Here is a 17,239-nt window from a genome sequence, read left to right as displayed (position 1 = left end):
CAAGCCGCCGCCCTATCAAAAAGCCAGGCTAAGCATCAGTCTGCCAAGCATTCCGTCAAACCTGCAGCCAGACCGTTTATCAACTCGAAGTACTGGTTTTCTCCCGCATCGAGAGTGGCGCCCAACGGATCCAATTCACCTGCCTTGGCCTGCGTTCCGTCAACCAGCACACGAACGATCTTGGGCTCAAACTGTGGTTCAGAGAAAACGCAGCTGACATCAAGCTCCTCAATACGGTGCTGAATTTCAGCTACCCGTTCAGCACCCGGCGCGCGTTCTGGGCTGACCGTGATGGAGCCGGCTGCGGAGATATCGAAGCGATTTTCGAAATACTGATAAGCATCATGGAACACGATGAAGGGTTTTCCTTGCACAGGCGCGAGCTCACCTGACACCTGTGTCATCAAGCCATCCAGCCTGCCCTGCAGTGCTTGTGCGTTGGCTTCATACGTCGCCGCATTGTCCGGATCGATCTCTGACAGTTCTTCAGCCAGTGCACTGACAAAGGCTTTGGCATTTGCTGGGTCGAGCCACATATGTGGATCAACACCGTCGTGATCGTGGTCGTGGTCATGATGGGCGTGCTCATCCGCATGCTCATCATGATCGGAATGATCGTGCGCCTCATGGCCGTGCTCACCTTCATGATCATGGTCCTCGTGATCGCCATGGTCATGGTCATGTGCTTCCTCATCGTGATCATGACTGTGCCGTTCAAAAGATCCCCCTTCCCGGAAGGCCAGGGTCTTTACACCGTCGGACTGCGCCAGTGTTAGCGTATGAGCTCCGCCGGACAAGGTTTCCAAAGGCTTAGTCAAGAATGTTTCCAGCTGAGGCCCCATCCAGACAATCAAGTCCGCATCTTGCAATGCCGCCGCTTGAGAAGGCTTCAAACTATAAGCATGTGGAGACCCGGCACCCTCAATCAGGAGTGTCGGTGCTCCAACACCCTTCATCACTCCAGCGGTGAGAGAGTGGATGGGCTTGATTGTGGTGACGACCTGAGGCGCGGCTGCAGCACCCGCTACAAGTCCAAGGAAAGAGACGCTTGCGAGCACCGGTGTGAGAATACGGGACATATATACCTCATAGCTTTTGTTAATGTTATACTATTACGTCTATTGCGAAATGATATAACGTGTGCCATATGCTTTGCCAAGTTCCTTTTTATGTTTTTTGGAAAGAGCGGGCATGGATAGCCTGATTACCCTAGACAATGCAGGCCTGAAAGCAGACGGACGATGGTTGGTACGCGGCGTGGACTTGACCATCAGTCCCGGCGAAATCGTGACGTTGATTGGCCCTAACGGTTCCGGCAAGTCCACAACGGCCAAACTGGCGTTGGGCATCCGGCGACCTTCTGAAGGGCACGCACGGCGACGCGCTGACCTGAAAGTGGGATACGTCCCGCAAAAGCTGTCGATCGACTGGACATTGCCTCTGACCGTGGACCGCCTGCTGAAGTTGACCGGACGATTGTCAGCGCAGGACGTGGATGACGCATTAGCGCGGACTGGCGTTGGCAAGTTGCGCAATGCCGAAGTGCAGAACCTGTCTGGCGGTGAGTTTCAAAGAGTACTCATGGCGCGCGCCATCGCCCGGCGCCCCAATCTTCTGGTTCTCGATGAACCGGTTCAAGGTGTTGACTACACAGGTGAAATAGCGCTGTACGAAATGATTGCCGAGATCAGACAAGAGCTGAACTGCGGTGTGCTGCTGATTTCTCATGACTTGCATATCGTCATGGCGGCAACAGATCGTGTCGTGTGCCTGAACGGTCATGTGTGCTGTCAAGGGGCTCCGGGTGCAGTATCACGCTCTCAAGCCTATCGGGAGCTATTCGGCCCTCGTGCAAGTGAAACGTTGGCCATCTACGAACACCATCATGATCACACGCACTTGGCGGATGGCCGTGTCATGCATTCAGATGGGACGATTTCGGATCGCTGTCCCGGGGCAGGTACCTCATCTGCAGAACCGAAAGAGCATCGCCATGCTGGATGATTTCTTTACCCGCGCTCTTGTTGCCGGACTTGGTGTTGCGATCGTTGCAGGCCCTCTGGGTTGTTTCATCATCTGGCGGCGCCTCGCGTATTTTGGCGATACACTTGCCCACTCCGCGTTGTTGGGTGTTGCATTGGCGTTCTTGTTTCAGATCAACATCACGCTTTCGGTCTTTCTGGTTTGTGCTCTGATTTCCATGTTGTTGCTGGCTCTCCAACGCAGGGCCACGATTTCGGCAGATGCCTTGCTCGGCTTGCTGTCGCATTCAGCGCTGGCTGTGGGGCTGGTTTGTCTGGCGTTCATGACCTGGGTACGGGTGGATCTGATGGGCTTCCTGTTCGGCGATATTCTGGCCGTGTCAAAGGCGGACATTGCCATTATCTACGGCGGCGGCGCTCTTACTCTCGTGGTGCTATGCTTTATCTGGCGCAGCCTGTTCGCCTCAACCGTCAGCTACGAGCTGGCAGAAGCTGAGGGTTTGAGACCAGAATTCGCAAACTCGATCTTCATGTTGTTGATGGCAACGGTCATCGCTATTTCCATGAAGATTGTCGGGGTTTTGCTCATCACAGCACTTCTGATCATTCCCGCAGCAACGGCCCGCCGACTGTCCGGGGGACCTGAGCAAATGGCCATATTGGCAGCCGTGTGTGGCGCCATGGCGGTCGTTGGCGGGTTGTTCAGTTCACTGGAATGGGACACTCCTACCGGGCCTTCGATTGTCGTGGTCGCGCTTTTACTGTTTATTCTGAGTTTCGGGCCGATTAAACAGCTTAAAGGGCACTTATCCTTCGCCCAGAAGGAGAGCAATGATGGCTGAACACCAGCACACACACGACACCAAACCCTTGACCAAGAACCAGAGGTTGGTTCTGGAACGCCTTGAGAAAACAGATGGGCCATTGAGTGCCTATTCCATTCTCGACGAGTTGCGGGACCAAGGCTTTCGCGCCCCGTTGCAGGTCTACCGCGCCCTGGAAAAACTGGTGGATGTGGGGCTGGTCCACCGTCTTGAGAGCTTGAATGCGTTTGTTGCCTGCCGGCATCCCAGCTGCCAGAACCATCAATCCATCGCCTTTGCTATTTGTGAGCAATGCGGCAGTGTGAAAGAGTTTTCTGAGGCTAGAATAGCCGAAGATTTGACTAGCTGGGCTGCAGAAACCGGCTTCATGTTAAAAAAAACCACGATCGAATTGCGCGGTCTGTGCAAGGACTGTGTAGCCAAGGCCTGACCGTGGAATCTTCAGGTTTCGGAGTCCAGACGACGGACAGGAATAATGACCGTGCCCCCCTGAGAGGCTTCGCCGCAAAAGGCTTCAATACCGAAAACACTCGCCAGCAGTTCAGGTGTCAGGGTGTTTTTGGGTGCGCCATCGGCCTGCAATGTACCATCACGGATCACGAGTACCCGGCTACACCATCTTACCGCCAGATTGAGATCGTGCAGTGAAACCAGAATGGTTTGCCCTTTGGTGACAATACGACGTAAGATGCTCATGAGGTGCAGCTGATGGGCTGGATCCAGCCCCGCATTAGGTTCGTCAGCCAGCAAAAAGGGCGTATCTTGCGCCAGAGCTCGCGCCATCAACACCCGCGCCAACTCGCCCCCCGAAATCCGATTTACGGCCTGAGCACGCAGATCCATCACTTCCATGTCCATCATGGCGGATTCGACCTTCTGTTGGTCTGCCGTATTTGATGCACCAAACGCACTGGTGTAAGGCGCCCGGCCCAAAGCCACCAATTGTTCCACCGACACCCCCCACGCCACCTCCCGGTCCTGCGGAAGATATGCGATTTTGCGCGCCCGCTGGTTGAGGCTGAGAGTCTGGATGGCGTCCCCCTCCAGCGTGGTTTCGCCTCCATGGGGGAGCAATCCGAGAATGGCCTTCATCAAGGTGGACTTGCCAGACCCGTTTGGCCCAACCACACCTATCAGCTCGCCACCGGATGCTTCAAAGCTCACGTCACGCAGTGTCGCGCGTTGGCCGCGATGAACGGTCAATCCGGAAACCTTGAGCCGGCTCATAACAAGCTCCTGCGTTTGGAAAGGATCAGCCACAGGAAGAAAGGCGCACCGACGAGTGCAGTAAGAACTCCCAGTTTAAGACCACTTTGAGGTGCAATGACCCGCACACCAACATCTGCGACTGTGAGCATAATGGCACCGGCCAACGCACTTGGAAGCAACAGGCGGGAGGGTTGATGCCCAACGACGCCGCGCATCAAATGCGGCACGACGAGCCCCACAAAGCCAATGGCACCGGCCACTGCCGTTGCAGCCCCTACACTGGCAGCTGTGCCTATCACGGCAACAAGACTGAGCCGGCGCAGGTTCACACCCAAAGTGGCCGCAGCTTCTTCGCCCAGTGTCAAGGCATCCAACGGCTTGGCGAGCGACAGCATCATGGCCCAGCCGATAGCCATCAAGGGAAGGGCCAACCAGACATGCTGCATGGACCGGTCCTCCAATGAACCCAGCATCCAGAACACAATCTCCATGGCCGCAAACGGATTTGGCGACAAGTTCAGTGCCAACGACGTCAACGAGGTTGCAATACTCGAAATCGCGACACCCGCAAGGATCAGCGTAAGGGTATGACCTCTTTGGCCTGCCAGAGCATTCAAAACCCCGCCGGCAACAGCGGCCCCCGCGAGCGCCATCAATGGCAGGGCAAGGGGAAACACAAGAGAAAACCCGGTATAAATGGCGATCACCGCGCCGAGACTGGCGGAAGCACTCACGCCGATCAAACCAGGTTCTGCAAGCGGATTGCGCAAATATCCTTGCAACACGGCCCCGGATAGCCCGAGTGTGGCACCAATGAGCACCCCCAAGATAGCGCGGGGCAGCCGAATATCCTGCATCACGACGGCTTGTGGGCTGCCATCAGCTGCAAACAGCGCTTTCACCCCCTCCAGAGGTCCGATCTGCGCTGGGCCAACGGACAGAGAAACACCAAAGCCGAGCAGAACACCGACACTCAAGACGATAATCAGAGCTGAATGGGGTATACGAGCCGTCATTTACGACTATCCGCCTGACTTGCCACCACGTCTCCTGCCTTCGTGAGCATTTCAATTGCCCTCGTTATAAACGGCAAGCCACAAATTGTATATTTCGTATGGATTGCAACTTCCCCCTGGCGATGGATGGTGCGGCGCAGGGCAGGGTGCCGCAAAACTTCATGGGCAAGCGCCGGAGGATGCCCGGTCTTTCGTGCGGTTACGAGAACATCCGGGCTTTCCATCACAAGGAGTTCAAGGGGCAAACTTCGCGTTCCCGTCAAGCTGAGTCGATCAGCTATGTTTTCAAGCCGGGCCGCACCCACTACTTCATCCATAAGCGTTCCCTGGCCAGCGGTATAGCTGTTGGCATAGTAGATGGCAGCCGGAACGTTTTCAGCGCGCTCGGTTCGTTGAGCCTCGGCCAACTGGCTCTGGAACGCAGCCACCAAGGCCTCTGCACGGGCCTCGCGGCCAACCAGCGCACCAATACGACGCAAGTTTGCCGGAATGTCCTTGAGCGAACGGACGGGAGCAAACTGTTCTACCGAAATACCGAGCCCCCGCAGCATGTTGATGCTGTTGAACTGAGTGTAGGACCCCGCCAGCACAAGATCGGGACGTGAGAGGTAGATCTCTTCCGCCCGACCATGGTTCACCGGATAGTTCCTCGCCCGGGCGCTCATGACAGCCAGCGTTTCATCACGTGCCAAGTGTGACAGGGATGCGATTTGAGTTTTATCCGCAACAAGCATCAAGAGCTGGTCGGTGCACAGGTTCATGGAAACAACCCGCTGGGCCGCAGCCATTGCACCAGAAACAGGTGCAAAGACCACGAAAACCAGCGCACTTGCAACAATCAGTGCTCGTCGAAAATGTTTCTTCACGAACGCGCCGTTCCGCTTTCTGGCAGGGCTCCAGAGGTCTGGAGCCCTAGCCTTTGTTGAAGAGATCAGAATTGGGCTCTTACACCGGCATATACCGAAAACCCTGCAGTGCCATAACCCTTGGCAGTCTGGTAATCCTGATCAAGAATGTTTTCTGCTCTTACATACAGCTCTGGGCCTTCATCAAACTCGTAAGCCACATTGCCGTTCAACAGAAAATAATCTTCCAGATCAGTGCCATCGTTTGCTAAAGTATCCGCAACATAATTACCCTGCAGGGCAATTCGCCAGTTATCAGTCGGCTCAATGACGGCACCCAACCCAACGTCATGGCGCGGTACTCGGGCGAGACGCTCGTCATCCGAATTAACTGCCCAAGTGTAGGTATAGTCTGCCGTTAACGCCAGATAGTCATTTACCGTGAACTGAGCAGACGTTTCAACACCTTGGCTAGTACTAGTTCCGGGAACCTGCACGTATTTGTAGGCCGTTCCGGCATCGTTAATAATCAGATTTTCAGTTTCAATATAGAAGTAACCAATTGAGGTGGAGAGACGTTCACTCATCCATGAGCGTTCTACCCCTACGTCAAAACTCAAGCTTTCTTCCGGCTCAAGAGTACTATCACCGGCATACGGATCATAAAGTTCATACAATGACGGCGCTCTGAAACCGGTACCAATACTTGATCTAATTGTGGTTTGGTAATCTGGATTGAAGGCAGCACTCAAACGGAATGTCTCATAGGTACCAAAGTCCGAATGGTTGTCCAATCGCCCCGCCAACGACATATTCAGGACATCAGTTGCAGACCAGTCAATCTGCCCAAAGACACCGGCAGTATGCATATCTGCATCCAAACCATAAGTGCCTTCAGCATATTCCTTATTGTAATTAGTACCAACAGTGATGTCCAAACTACTTGTGATTTCAGCGGTATTGATACTTTCGATCGAAAAGCGTTTACCCTTAAAATAGAACTGGAAAACATCATCAGTGTAGTATTTGCGTTCCGTCTGCATCCCTTGTACCGAGATGTCGCTGGATACGCGATCATCCCACCACGCTACCTTTGCACCCGTTCGCCCGCCAAATAGAATGGTATCCGTCGAAACGGGCGCATTTGCGCCGCCTGAATAGTCATTGTCATACTCAACAGATGTATCGTAGTAGCGAAGAGCGCTATACAACTCAACCTGATCCGTCAGCAGGAAGGAACCTCTTCCCGATAAGGTTGTATTGCGATACCCATCGGCCTCAGCACCGGGATACTCATCCTCGTCAAACGCCGAAAATCCGTTGGTCTTGAAGTGCTGCGCGTTCAGTGAGAACTCGCCTCGCTCAAAACCGGCGGCGATACCGTAAGACCCGTTGAGTGTAGCGTAGCTGCCGCCTTCCAAGTGCGCAGACTGAGTAACCTCGCCGGCGGCGGCTCGCTTTGTCGTGATATCAATGACACCAGCAATGGCCTGAGAACCATAGAGCGCGCTTTGAGATCCCTTCAAAATTTCAATGCGCTCGATGTCATCAACAAGAAGGTTGCTGAAGTTAGTTGCTACTTGAGTCCCGGTTGGATCGGAAATATCAATGCCATCAATCCGAACCTGAATATACGCTAGGCCCAGACCTCGGATCCTGAGGTTGCTTTGAGTGCCCGGTGGGCCGTTTTGAGAGACAGTGATGCCGGGCAATCGGGCAAGATAATCCTGAAGCTCTATGTCTCCTGCTTGCTCCAGATCTTCGGCCGTTGCGACCAGTACAGTAGAGCCGGTTTTGGCAGCCTCGGACGGTGCCCTGTTCGCTGAGACGATGATTTCGTCAAGTTCGATCGTACCAAACGTTTCCTGTGATTGCGCCAGCGCCGAGCCCCCGAGGAGTGCCAGAGACACACCGGCCAGCAATACGGTTCGTTTCGTCATGTCCAAGTTCCACCATGCGCAACACAGCCGTGTTGCGTTTGTTAGTTCTAACGTTAGGTTGATCGGCGCGCTGGCCCCTAGTTTGCAGCGCGTTTCAAACAACCGCGGTTCGACTGCCACTTGAACGGAGAGACCGCCCCTGAACGCACCCCGCGTTGAGGGATAGTGACGGCATTCGGCAGGTCTCCTGACTTGCGGGTCATCGCCTCATGCTCCGCCTTCCCAAGCTGTGACGCTCAGTGGCCTTTTGCGAGCTTTGGCTCATCGCCTACAGTTGCGGGGGCAGTTGCGGCTTTCAACACCAGTGGTTGGCACCGCATTCCCTTTTCATCCCATCTTTCTTGTGGGAACCAAATGCGAGGCAAGGAAACCGGATTGCCACATATTTGTCAATATTTCTTAAGTGATTTTAAATTATTGTTTTTTGTCATGTCCTTAGGTTGATTCTAAATCCGCGCAATCCTCGTCCATTTCTCTTTCCACAACGACAGTCGGCCTTTTGGGATTCGAGCGCCAGACAGACGCGCTGTTGAAATGACATGGAAACCTTTTTTGATTACGCTGGGGCAAATATAACAACAATAAGAAGCGTGATCTCGCATGATTGTTCTGGATAGCGACCAACACGACCGTCCTCCGCGCATGGCAAACGCCATCATTTTTCTCATCATCGCTTTATTAGTGGTTGGGTTGACGTGGAGCGCTTATGCGCGGCTTGAAGAGGTTACACGGGGCGAGGGCACGGTTATACCAGCTGGGCGAACGCAGGTGATCCAAGCTTCCGAGACCAGCAACATCAAGGAGATCTTTGTCGAAATAGGGCAAAGCGTCAAAAAGGGTGACTTGTTGTTTCGGCTTGATGATACGACGAACTCCGCCGCACTTGGCGAGCTGACAGCACGAAGCCGCGCTTTGCGCGCACAAATCGCACGCCTTCGGCTTGAAGTAGCGGGCGTTGGGGATGATGAGACCTTCGAATGTCCTGAGGACATTACGGAAAGCGCGCAGCAGGTTTGTGAAAATGAGCTTCGCCTGTTTCGCAGCAAGCGCGTGAACCTGCAGCGCCAGCTTGAAACACTGGACCAGCGGCTGCAAAGCAAGCGCAGCAAACAGCAAGAGATCCGCGCCAACATTGCCGGTCTGGAGGAGAGTCTTGAAATCGCCAAGGCCGAGCGCACCATGATGGAACCATTGGTGGAGCGACGGATCGCGCCGCGCACGGATTTGTTGCGCCTGGATCGCGAAATTGCCGATATTCGCCGTCAACAAAGCACCGCACGCGAAAGCCTTGTTGGGCTTGATGCGGATCTTGCCGAAATTGAAGCTCAAAAAGCCGAGATCCAATCCAAGGAAGAAGAAGACATTCTCAATGAACTGACCGAGCGTATTTCCGAACTCTCGGTTATTACCGAGAGCATTCGTGCCGCCCGGCGCAAATTGGCCCAAACCGACACCTATGCGCCGGTGGATGGCATCGTGAACAAGATTGATGTCAATACAAATGGCGCCTTTGTGCGTGCCGGCACGCCCGTACTTGAAATCGTGCCCATCGGCGACCGATTGTTGTTCGAGGCAAAAGTGAACCCAAAGGACATCGCGTTCATACATCCGGGGCAACCGGCGACGGTAAAAATCACCGCCTATGACTTTTCAACCTACGGCGGTCTGGATGGTACGGTAACGACGATCGGCGCGGATGTTATTCATGATGAGGATACCGGCGAAGCGTTTTATTCCGTGATCGTGGAATCCGAAAACGCTTACCTGGAACTGGAAGGTCAGAAGCACCCCTTGATGCCGGGCATGTTTGGGCAAGTTGATATTCTGACCGGTGAGAAAACCATACTGGCCTATCTGATGGAACCGCTGATTACCGCGCAAAGTACAGCTTTACGTGAAAGGTGAGGGAGCTGCCCATCGCTTGAAGCGCTTTGTCATACCGTGGTGGCACCGATCCATTCAAGGGTCCGCCGTAATCGCTTCAAAAAGCGCGACTCCCCTTATGCCTGTCCTGACTGTCGCGGGGGCTCTTCCTGGTCATCATCCTCGCCAAAGTCATTTGAAGTATCAGACAGATCCTGCACCGCCCGGGCTGCGGCGCGCTCGGCAAGGGCCGCAAGCACCCGATCCTTTGGTCCATCAGCTACAACCTTCCCATTATCCAGAACGATCAACCGATTGACGAGTGCCAGCATGGCCTGCCGATGGGTCGCGAGAATGAGAGTCTGGTCCGGCCATATGGCCTCTTTCAGGTGCCGGATCAGCACCTTTTCTGCTGCCAGATCCAGCGCGCTGGAAGGCTCATCCAGAAACAGAATTGGCGGCGAGATGAGAAACACCCGAGCCAGAGCAATGGATTGTATTTGACCACTGGATAGGAAACTGCCCCGTTCGCCCACCGGCATGTCATAGCCCATGGGATGACGCGCCGCGAAAGCATCGACACCTGCCATCCGGCATGCAAAAAGGATTTCGTCATCGCTTGCCCCGGGTTTGGCGACCAGAACATTTTCCTTGAGCGACCCACGAAACAGATCCGTCTCCTGAACCACGAGCCCAACAGCCTTGCGGACTTCATAGGGATGGTATTGGCGCACATCCACGCCATCCACGAGCACCTCTCCGGAAGTTGGCGTATAAAGGCCGGAAGCCAAACGTGCCAGGGTGGTCTTGCCCGAGCCAATAGCGCCCAAGATACCGACTTTCTCGCCGGGGCTGATGTGGAAGGATACCTCACTCAAAATGGTTCGATCCACAGCCGGATACTGGAAGGACACGTTGCGGAACTCCAGCTCTCCGTCAAGCACTACGCGGTTGACATAGTCCTTCATACCAACCCGCTCGTCGGGCTGGCCCATGACGTCATCCAACGTTTTGAGCGCGGCAAAAGCATAGCGCGCGCGCGTCAAGATGGTTGTCATCTGCGCCAAAGGGGCCACCGTGCGCCCGGAAAGCATGACAATTGCGATGATCACGCCCATAGTAATTTCGTTTTCGGCAAAGCGATACACACCAGCCACGACCACCCAAACCGTTGTCATCTGCTGAAGAAATTGAGCAATGTTCACGGCCAGCGAACTGTAAGCCTTGATCTGCGACTGGGTCCGGCTGCCCTCCTGAATGAAACGCTCCCACTTGGCCAGAAAGTAGCCTTCTGCTCGCAGGCTCTTCAGCGTCTCCATGGCCGTCAGGCTTTCAACCAACAAACCATGTCGCTGGGCCGCATCAGATTGGGCTCGAGCCAGATACCGGGATACAAACGCCTGAAGTACAAGGGCTGAGACGATTACAAGCACCACGGCAATCGCGGGGACAATCACCATCCACCCACCCAGAAGGTAGATAACAAACAAAAACAGGAACAGAAAACACACATCTACCAGCAAAGAAAGGGTGCTGGCCGTGAAGAACTCGCGCACATACTCATACTGTGAAATGTGGTTTGCAAAGACGCCCGTCGACTCCGGACGCTCCTGCAAGCGAATGTTCATCACCTTCTCAAAGAGAGCGGAAGAGACGTGAATATCAAGTTTCCGCCCCACATAGTCGATCAGCGTTGCCCGCGAGACCTTTAGGAGAAGATCGAACACAAATGCAATGCTCAATCCCAACGCCAACACCCACAAACTGGACAAGGCCTTGTTGGGTAGAACTCTATCATAGACATTCATCACGAAGAGCGGTGAGGCCAAGGCCAGAAGGTTGATGACACTTGCTGCCATCATGACCTGAACCATACTCTTCCAGTAGGTTCTCAAAGGGCCCCAAAACCAGTTTTCGGCGCCCTTTTTAGTAACAGGCCCATGCAGTCCTGAAGGCGCCGCCGCCGCTTCCTTGAAACTGATGGTCCAGCCCGCGTAATCTTCCATTATTTCCAGATCGGTCAGCGTATGTGGCTCAGAACGTCCCGGCAACGCAACGCTGAAAGCCCCTTTGCCCGCCTTTTCCAGAATGACCACAGGCCCTCTTTTTTTCAGAGCCACAATCACGGGGAGGGTGAACGCCGGATGCTTGGACAACGCCGTGCGTCGTGGCGTTGCCTCGAGATTGATACGCGTTGCCGCCCTTACCACAAGCTCTGGCGTAAACTGATCCGTCTCATGCGGAAGCCCAGCTGTCAGCACCGTAAGTGAGGTCGGCCGGTTGAAATGAGAGGCCACAATTTGAAGACAAGACACCAACGGATCGGGGTGATCCTCGGTTATTTCCTCATGCGACAGGTGCAGATCGATATTGCGTCGCCCAGTATCCATATGGTCCTCTCATCATTTCATGACCTTACGTCACAATGACAAGAAAACCTAATCTAAATCCGAACGAAAATACTCAATCCGTCCGAAATAGGGATCTTTTCGCTTCAGATCCTTTGGTTTTGGGGGAGGCGGCACATGTGCTTCTGCACGGGCGAATGCTTCGGCCTGAGGAGGCTTTGCTGTGTGCAGCGCATCCAGCAAACGTCCCGTTGCTGCCACAACGCGATAATCTGCAAATGCTGCTGCAAACCGAGAGGTGTGCACCAGGACGTTTGTATTGAACCGGGTATTTTGTGCATCCAGCAGATCAAGAAGCGATCGTAATCCTATGCGGAATTGCTCCCGGTAGGACGTGACAACGTCATTGTTGGCCGCTGCTTGTTCCTCGAGCTTGCGCTGCAAGGCTCGTTGTTTGGTGCGGGTAATCCAGGCGGCACGCACATTCTGCTCGACCTCCCGCACACTCAAATCTCGCAGTTTCCGAGCTTCCCCCAGACGGCGGATCTGCTCTTGTACGTCTGCGCTGTCAATACCACCGCGATAAATGTTCCACCGCAAGGCAAGGCGAACCTGCAGGTCGGAAGTGCGGTCATCATCACCATCGATGTCTTCGCCAGTCCGGGCCAAGCCCTCAAGATCGATACGAGGATAGAACGAGGATTTGGCCGACTTCAGCTCAGCAGCAGCGGTATCAATGTCTGCAGTCGCCAAAAGGATCAACGGATTATGTTGACGCGCCAGAGCCACAGCCTGTGCTCGGGACTGCGGAACAAAGTGCCCGAGCGATGGCAAGCCGCCAACACCATGCACCGGTCGGTTGACATAGCGTTGCAAGCGAATGGTCGCAATTGCCCGCTGCTCCTGTGCCTCAATTACCCGGCTCTCTGCACCCAGAAGACGTTCAATGCCCTGTTCCAGATCGGCGCTGGTCAAGGTGCCGCTGTTCACTCCCTCGCGGATGTCTGCGATGATGGCCCGATGAAACGCGACGTTCTTGCGGGCCTCCTTGATGATGGCATCTTGCAGCAATACTTCGATAAACTCTCGGGTGACTTGCAATCCTATGAACTCGGAACGCTCGTAAACACGGTAGGATGCACCGTCCACACGAGAGGCCTGCCGTTCCACTTCCGCGTCCCGACCGAAGCCATCAAACAGGGTCTGGTTCAAAGACACCCCTATATCTCTGGGAAACAAGGCCGTGCCCTCTTCCCCAGCCGCTCGGCGGCTGTCGTTGTCCAACCGCCGCGCACCAATGGATGATTCGACATCAATTTGAGGCAGATACAATCCCCGTGCCTGCCGCAGTTCGAACTCTATCGCTTCCCTGTTCTCTTCAGCTGCAAGAATATCCGGGTCGTTGGCAATCGTTTCCTGCACAGCCTGTTGCAGCGATAACGCGCTAGCTGGACCAGATATCGCACCAAAAACCAAACAACCTGTGGCCACCACGGAGGCTGCCATGGCCCAATAACGAAGCCGCGCAAAAGGCATTTCTTTCACCAATCTCAAGCAAAACAGGTGCCCTCAACAGTCAACGAGATACAAATTAACCATCTGGCAATAAATAGGTTCTCAAGAGTTTCCTATGAAGCGCGTAAAGAGATCAATTGTAATTTTTCGCGATACCTCGTTGTTTTATTATTTCTTCAAGATAAACTTGATTTGGTAATTGTTATTGGTAACCAATGGATTTCACGATTTACCAAAATATTCTTGATCCCAATTGCTTAAACCTTCGTCGGATTGTAGTACAACCCAAAGGTGCGATAGTGGAAACAAGGTGCTTCTTGCACCCCAAAACACAATCAAATGACGGATGCGCCGGCATCCATAAAGCTGAAGCCTGCCCCATGCACTTGGATTTCGTGAAAGAATTCGGCGTAAGCCCTCGACAAAGCCAGCGATCGCGCAAAAGCGACTTCGTCTATTTCGGCCTCAAGGAACGGATCATCATTGGGGACTTGAAGCCCGGTCAAACCATCGGCGAACAACAGATCGCGGTCGACTATGGATGTGCGCAGGGAACAGTGCGAGAGGCGCTTATCCGGCTGGACAACAATGGTCTTGTCATTCGCAACGACTATCGGGGTACCCAGGTTTCACCGCTTTGCCGCAACGAAGCCCTGCAGATGGTGTTGATCCGCAAGCAATTGGAAAAGGCAGCGGCCCGGCTGGTCGCTTCCAAGCTACCCGATGAGGTCTATCACAATCTGAAACTAATAATGAATGCCATGTACTGCACAGCACAGGACGGGCGCATCTACCTTTGCAGTGAATTCGACCGGCGGTTTCATGGCTTGCTGTTTGCGCAATCGGGCCTGAAAGGGTTGGAACCAATCCTCAACAGATGTGCAATACACATGCATCGCTTCACACTAAGTGGTCGGACGGAAAAGGTGAATGCCGACGATGTATTTCAACGCCATTCTCATATCCTCGAGTGCTACCGAACCGGAACACCCGAGGAAGCCGCAGAAGCTATTAGCGAACACATTGATTTTTTGATCAAAACTTGGATCCTCAATGGAACGGAGGAGGCTGTCTAGCGCCTTCGCCAACAAAAAACGCCTCGGTTTTGCCGAGGCGTTCTCATTACTGTGGTCAGAGGTCGATCAGATATCCAAGTTTGCAACGGTCAATGCATTGGACTGAATGAACTCGCGGCGCGGTTCCACCTCATCGCCCATCAACTTTGTGAAGATATCATCTGCCGCGTCGGCTTCCTTGATTTTCACTTGCAGCAAAGACCGGGCATTAGGGTCGAGCGTTGTTTCCCAAAGCTGTTCAGGATTCATTTCACCCAGCCCCTTGTAGCGCTGGATGGAAAGCCCCTTGCGGCCCTGGACAAAAATGGCTTCCAACAAGGCTTGCGGTCCGCGGATCGCCGTTGTCTTGTCCTTGCGCGTAAGCGTGGCTGCCTTCACATAGACTTCATCCAGATAGTCGTGATAGCTGTTCAGTCGGCGCGCATCCGCAGATCCAAGCAAAGCAGCATCGATACGCGCCACTTCTTCCACGCCCCGCACCGTACGCTTGAATACCAAATCGCCTTCCGGGGTTGCCTCGCCTTCCCAGCCGCGTTCAAATTCATCAGCCAGAATATCCAGACGCCGAGCAATATACGCTGCAGCTTCGCGGGCCTTATCCGGATTATTAAGGTTTTCCGGGTTCAACGCACCGGCGATGGCGGCCTGCTCAACCACCTGTCGATCGTAGCGTGAATGCAGACCATCAAGGGTTGCTGATACCTCACGGGCCGTGTTGATCACTTCACGCAGATCGTTCCCGGACCGTACTTCACCGTCTGCCAGCGTCAGCGACGTGTCATCCAGACCGTTGGCAATCAGATACTCCTCAAGTGCCAACTCGTCCTTCAGATACTGCTCCGACTGACCGCGCTTGACCTTGTAAAGCGGCGGCTGAGCAATATAGACATAACCATGCTCGATCAGCTCCGGCATCTGCCGGAACAAGAACGTCAGCAGCAACGTGCGAATGTGGGCACCGTCCACATCGGCGTCCGTCATGATGATGATCTTGTGATAGCGCAGCTTTTCCAGATTGAACTCTTCGCGACCAATACCGGTTCCAAGCGCGGTGATCAGCGTTCCGATTTCCTGCGAAGAAATCATCTTGTCGAAGCGGGCGCGCTCCACGTTGAGAATCTTACCGCGTAGCGGCAAAACGGCCTGATTGGCGCGATGCCGTCCCTGTTTGGCCGAGCCACCTGCAGAGTCACCCTCCACGATGAAAAGTTCCGCCTTGGAAGCATCTCGCTCTTGGCAGTCCGCCAGTTTGCCCGGCAGAGAAGCCACATCCAGTGCGCCCTTGCGGCGAGTGAGTTCGCGCGCTTTTCGCGCTGCTTCACGGGCACTGGCTGCTTCCACAATCTTGGAGACCACAGACTTCGCAGGGGCCGGATTTTCCTCCAACCACTCCGCAAGAGCTTCACCAACAAGGTTTTCAACTACGGGCCGCACCTCAGAGGACACAAGCTTGTCCTTCGTCTGCGACGAGAATTTGGGGTCAGGAACTTTGACCGAAAGAACGCAAGACAACCCTTCGCGGCAATCTTCGCCGGTTGGGTTAACCTTCTCACGCTTGAGCAAGCCGGAGGAATCCGCGTATGCGGTCAACTGCCGGGTGAGGGCGCTGCGGAAGCCGGCCAGATGGGTTCCACCATCGCGCTGCGGAATGTTGTTCGTAAAGCAAAGCACCTGTTCGTGGTAGCTGTTGTTCCACCACATGGCGACCTCAACGGTAATGCCATCGCGCTCTGCCGTCATGGTGAGCGGCTTTTCGATAATGGGCTGCTTGGTGCGATCCAGATACCGCACAAACGCTTCCAGTCCGCCCTCGTAAAACAATTCTTGGCGAACGGGCTCAACGCCGCGATTGTCCATCAAAATGATGCGCACGCCAGAGTTCAGGAACGCAAGCTCACGAAGACGATGCTCCAGCGTTTCATAATCAAAATCAACCTTGGTGAAGGTTTCGGTCGACGGCAGGAAAGTCACCTCGGTGCCGGTCTTGCCCACAGCATCGCCAACCACCTCCAGAGGTTTTTCGGCTTCGCCATGACGAAAGCGCAGAAAATGCTCTTTGTCATTTCGGAAGATGCGCAGGTCGAGGAACGTGGACAATGCGTTCACAACAGAAACGCCCACCCCATGGAGACCACCGGAAACCTTGTAGGAGTTGCTGTCGAACTTCCCCCCCGCATGCAGCTGGGTCATGATGACCTCGGCAGCCGAGACACCTTCCTCCGGGTGCAGTTCAACCGGGATGCCACGCCCGTTGTCGGTAACGGTTACCGAGCCATCCGGATTGAGCGTGACCGTAACATAGTCTGCATGACCGGCCAGCGCCTCATCGATCGAGTTGTCGACGACCTCGTAGACCATGTGGTGCAGGCCAGACCCATCATCGGTATCACCGATGTACATGCCCGGGCGCTTGCGCACCGCATCCAACCCCTTCAACACTTTGATGGAGCCAGCGCCGTATTCCGCGCTTGTCTCGGGGGTGTCCGGTCCGTCGTTTTCAGGGGTCGATGTGTCGCTCATTCGAATCAATTCACTCTACGGTTTTTTAGCCTTCTGACCCTTATAAATCCTTGAGCCACGGGTTCAACCAATCAGGGGCTTTGACCCCCGCTAAACTTAAG

At 54.3% G+C, this 17,239-nt stretch carries 13 protein-coding genes and 1 riboswitch; of the genes, 5 read left to right on the top strand and 8 right to left on the bottom strand.

From position 1 onward, the window contains the following. Positions 1-35: 35 nt before the first annotated feature. Positions 36-1,079, bottom strand: coding sequence for a zinc ABC transporter substrate-binding protein (locus G512_RS0103340; protein ID WP_028480475.1), 1,044 nt, complete (start codon positions 1,077-1,079; stop codon positions 36-38). A 112-nt stretch (positions 1,080-1,191) separates the two neighbouring features. On the opposite strand from G512_RS0103340, the gene G512_RS0103335 reads away from it, so the two are divergent. From G512_RS0103335 to G512_RS0103325, 3 genes are read left to right on the top strand one after another with little or no spacing between them, the layout of a single operon-like run. Next, positions 1,192-2,004 (top strand): ATP-binding cassette domain-containing protein, encoded by an 813-nt coding sequence (locus tag G512_RS0103335; RefSeq protein WP_036488372.1) that lies wholly within the window; start codon positions 1,192-1,194, stop codon positions 2,002-2,004. After that, complete coding sequence (locus tag G512_RS0103330) at positions 1,994-2,824, top strand: metal ABC transporter permease (protein ID WP_028480473.1); 831 nt, start codon at positions 1,994-1,996, stop codon at positions 2,822-2,824. Before G512_RS0103335 ends, G512_RS0103330 begins: the two co-directional genes overlap by 11 nt. Continuing rightward, positions 2,817-3,236 (top strand): Fur family transcriptional regulator, encoded by a 420-nt coding sequence (locus tag G512_RS0103325; protein ID WP_028480472.1) that lies wholly within the window; start codon positions 2,817-2,819, stop codon positions 3,234-3,236. Before G512_RS0103330 ends, G512_RS0103325 begins: the two co-directional genes overlap by 8 nt. Before the next feature lie 11 nt (positions 3,237-3,247). Here the strand turns inward: G512_RS0103325 and G512_RS0103320 are convergent, their stop codons facing one another. From G512_RS0103320 to G512_RS0103305, 4 genes are all read right to left on the bottom strand, one after another. Next, a complete protein-coding gene (locus tag G512_RS0103320; protein WP_028480471.1) occupies positions 3,248-4,033 on the bottom strand; it encodes an ABC transporter ATP-binding protein in 786 nt (261 codons plus the stop codon). Next, positions 4,030-5,031 (bottom strand): FecCD family ABC transporter permease, encoded by a 1,002-nt coding sequence (locus G512_RS0103315; protein ID WP_028480470.1) that lies wholly within the window; start codon positions 5,029-5,031, stop codon positions 4,030-4,032. The genes G512_RS0103320 and G512_RS0103315 overlap by 4 nt, the downstream gene beginning before the upstream one ends. Beyond that, positions 5,028-5,897, bottom strand: a complete 870-nt coding sequence (locus tag G512_RS0103310; RefSeq protein WP_028480469.1) for an ABC transporter substrate-binding protein — start codon at positions 5,895-5,897, stop codon at positions 5,028-5,030. Before G512_RS0103310 ends, G512_RS0103315 begins: the two co-directional genes overlap by 4 nt. Positions 5,898-5,962: 65 nt before the next feature. Next, positions 5,963-7,816: a TonB-dependent receptor plug domain-containing protein gene (locus G512_RS0103305; protein WP_036488368.1), complete on the bottom strand. Its 1,854-nt coding sequence runs from the start codon at positions 7,814-7,816 to the stop codon at positions 5,963-5,965. Positions 7,817-7,976: 160 nt separating this feature from the next. Continuing rightward, positions 7,977-8,186: riboswitch (cobalamin riboswitch) on the bottom strand. A gap of 230 nt (positions 8,187-8,416) precedes the next feature. Here G512_RS0103305 and G512_RS0103300 point away from each other — a divergent pair. After that, positions 8,417-9,721, top strand: coding sequence for an HlyD family type I secretion periplasmic adaptor subunit (locus G512_RS0103300; protein ID WP_028480467.1), 1,305 nt, complete (start codon positions 8,417-8,419; stop codon positions 9,719-9,721). A gap of 95 nt (positions 9,722-9,816) precedes the next feature. Here the strand turns inward: G512_RS0103300 and G512_RS19875 are convergent, their stop codons facing one another. Both G512_RS19875 and G512_RS19870 read right to left on the bottom strand, forming a co-directional pair. Then, entirely contained in the window at positions 9,817-12,069 is a 2,253-nt protein-coding gene (locus tag G512_RS19875) for a type I secretion system permease/ATPase (protein WP_051268844.1), read from the bottom strand. A 48-nt stretch (positions 12,070-12,117) separates the two neighbouring features. Next, the gene (locus G512_RS19870) at positions 12,118-13,563 is read right to left on the bottom strand and encodes a TolC family outer membrane protein (protein ID WP_051268842.1); all 1,446 of its coding nucleotides are present in this window, start codon (positions 13,561-13,563) and stop codon (positions 12,118-12,120) included. A gap of 359 nt (positions 13,564-13,922) precedes the next feature. Between G512_RS19870 and G512_RS0103280 the strand changes: the two genes are divergently transcribed. Then, on the top strand, positions 13,923-14,618 hold the full coding sequence (locus G512_RS0103280; RefSeq protein WP_036488365.1) for a GntR family transcriptional regulator: 696 nt from the start codon (positions 13,923-13,925) through the stop codon (positions 14,616-14,618). Between the two features lie 66 nt (positions 14,619-14,684). Here the strand turns inward: G512_RS0103280 and gyrB are convergent, their stop codons facing one another. Continuing rightward, positions 14,685-17,138, bottom strand: a complete 2,454-nt coding sequence (gyrB, locus tag G512_RS0103275) for a DNA topoisomerase (ATP-hydrolyzing) subunit B (RefSeq protein WP_028480465.1) — start codon at positions 17,136-17,138, stop codon at positions 14,685-14,687. Positions 17,139-17,239 lie beyond the last annotated feature (101 nt).

It is taken from the genome of Pseudovibrio exalbescens DSM 16456 (genome assembly GCF_000422785.1).
Classification (GTDB): domain Bacteria; phylum Pseudomonadota; class Alphaproteobacteria; order Rhizobiales; family Stappiaceae; genus Pseudovibrio; species Pseudovibrio exalbescens.
The sequence above is the reverse complement of the archived record's forward strand: the minus strand, read 5'-3'. Positions and strand labels throughout refer to the sequence as shown.